This is a genomic window from Streptomyces atratus, from assembly GCF_900119365.1.
GTDB lineage: Bacteria > Actinomycetota > Actinomycetes > Streptomycetales > Streptomycetaceae > Streptomyces > Streptomyces atratus_B.
The window spans coordinates 71,784-74,467 of the sequence record NZ_FPJO01000027.1 but is presented as its reverse complement, the minus strand read 5'-3'; the positions used below and the strand labels follow the sequence as shown (position 1 = coordinate 74,467).

The 2,684-nt window shown below is 72.0% G+C and carries 1 protein-coding gene; it reads right to left on the bottom strand.

Translation table 11 applies throughout. The features are described 5' to 3' along the window. The coding region (locus BT364_RS41885; protein ID WP_177328307.1) for a condensation domain-containing protein at positions 1–2,684 on the bottom strand (2,684 nt) is incomplete at both ends.

Sequence of the window (2,684 nt, the reverse complement as noted above, 5' to 3'; positions counted from 1 at the left end):
CTCCCGCCCACACCTCACGCACCCCGGCGAAGGCCTCCGGAACCTCCTCCGCCATCACCCGGAACAGACCCGCCGTCAGCCACAGCGAGCTGATCGCGCGCTCGGTCAGCAGCCCGCCCAGGGTCCCGGGGTCGAGGTAGCCCGGGGGCGCCACCACGACCGCTCCCCCGTTCAGCCACGGCACCCAGATCTCGTGGGTGGAGGCGTCGAAGGTGTGCGGTGAGTGGAAGAGCACCCGGGTGTGGCTGCCGTTCGCGTACATGGTCTGCGCGGCCAGGTCCGCCACGTTGCGGTGGGTGACCGCGACCCCCTTCGGGACCCCCGTCGAACCCGAGGTGAACATCACGTACAGCCACTGGTCGGGGTGGGCGCCGGGTGCCGGTGGTGTGGCGGGGAGGTGGGAGAAGTCGGCGGTTCCGTCGAGCACGACGGTCTCGGCCGCGGTCCGGGCCACGATCGGGTGATCGGCCAGCGCGCGGTCGGTGAGCAGGACCGACGCCGCGGTCTCGGTGAGGATGTGGAGCAGCCGGGTGTCGGGGTCCGCGGTGTTGAGCGGGGCGTAGACACCGCCGGCCTTGACCACCGCGAGGAGCCCGGTGAGCAGGTCCGACGACCGCTCCATCAGGACGGCGACGACGCTCTCCGGCCGGACACCGAGGCCCACCAGGTGATGGGCCAGCCGGTTGGTGTCCGCGTCCAGCTCCGCGTAGGTCACCTCTCGGTCGCCGTCGACCAGGGCGATCGCGTCCGGGGTACGGGCGGCCTGTGCGGCGAACAGCTCCGCGAGGCCCGCGCCCCAGGAGCCGGTGACCGCGCCGTTCCATCCCTCCAGGAGCTGGCGGCGCTCGTCGGGGCCGATGAACTCCAGCTCTCCGACCGGGATTTCGGGGTGTGCGGCAGCGTCGCCGAGCAGCCGGACCAGCCGGTCGGCGACCGCCTCGACGGTACCGGCGTCGTACAGGTCGGTGGCGTACTCGACCCTGATGTCCAGTCCACCGGGGCGGCCCTCAGCCGTGCGGTGTTCATGGAAGGAGAAGGTCAGGTCGAACTTGGAGATCTCCAGGGTAGTGAAGCCCGACTCGGCGGTGATTCCCGGGAGTTCGAGGGTCGGGGTGAGTGCCTCCTGGAGGGTGAGCACCACCTGGAAGAGGGGGTGCCGGGCGGTGGAGCGCTCGGGGTTGAGGGTCTCCACCAGCCGGTCGAAGGGCAGGTCCTGGTGGGCCCACGCCGCGAGATCGGCCTCCCGGACCCGGGAGAGCAGGTCGCGGAAGCTCGGGTCGCCGGTCAGGTCCGTGCGCAGCACCAGCGTGTTGACGAAGAAGCCGACCAGGTCGTCCAGGGACTGCTCCGAACGGCCCGCGATCGGGGCGCCGATCGGGATGTCGTCGCCCGCGCCGGAGCGGGACAGTGCGGTGGCGACGGCGGCCTGGGCCACCATGAACATCGTGCTGCCGGTCTCCCGGGCCAGTCGGGTCAGCGCGTCGTGCAGCTCCGCGGGTACGTGGACGCTGTGGGTGGAGCCACGGTAGGTGGCGACCGCCGGGCGCGGACGGTCGGCCGGCAGGGTGGCCTCGTCGGGCAGACCGTCCAGTGTGTGGCGCCAGAACTCCGCCTGCCGTTCCCCGTCCACCGCGAGCAGCTCCTGCTGCCAGAGGGTGTAGTCGGCGTACTGGACCGGCAGCGGCTCCCACGCGGGGGCGGTGCCCTCGGTGCGTGCCGTGTAGGCGGCCGTCAGATCGCGCAGCAGCGGGGTGGTGGACCAGCCGTCGGAGGCGATGTGGTGCATCACCACCAGCAGGATGTGCTCCTGGTCGCCGAGTGCGAACAGGGTGGCGTGGACCGGCAGTTCGGCCTCGAGGTCGAAGCTGCGGGCGGCGTACGCGCCGAGCTCCGCCTCCAGTGTGGCCTCGGTCGCCGCGAGGACGGGCAGTTCCACCCGGACCTCGGCTGCCGGCAACTGCCACTGGTAGGCGGCGTCGTCCGCCATCCCGAAGAGGGTGCGTAGCGACTCGTGCCGCACCACCAGGTCGGTGAGCGCGAGCTGGAGGGCCTGCGGGTCGAGTGCGCCGGTGAGGCGCAGGGCCAGCGGAATGTTGTACGTCGCCGAGGGCCCCTCCAGGTGGTGCAGGAACCACAGCCGCTGCTGGGCCGAGGAGAGAGGCACCCTCTCGGGCCGCACCGCTTCCCGCAGTGCGGGCCGCTGCACGGCGTCCCCGCCCGCTTCCACACCCGCTTCCACGAACTCGGCCAGTGAGGCCACCGTCGGCCCCTGGAAGAGGTCCCGGACGGTGATCTGGGCACCGAAGGTCTGCCGGATGCGGCTGATGAGACGGGTGGCGAGCAGGGAGTGACCGCCGAGGTGGAAGAAGTGGTCGTCGATGGTGACCGACGGCAGTCCGAGGACCTCCGCGAACAGACCGCACAGGACTTCCTCGCCCGGTCCCCGGGGCGCGCGCCCGGTGGTTTCGTTGCTGAACTGCGGGGCGGGCAGGGCGCGGCGGTCGACCTTGCCGTTGACGGTGAGAGGGATCTCGTCGAGGACGACGAAGGCGGACGGGACCATGTACTCCGGGAGCGTGCCGGCGATCTCGCGGCGCACCGCCTCGGTGTCGATCCGGGCGCCGTCGGCGGCGACGAGGTAAGCGGCGAGGCGCTTGTCGCCGGGCCGGTCCTCCCGGACCACG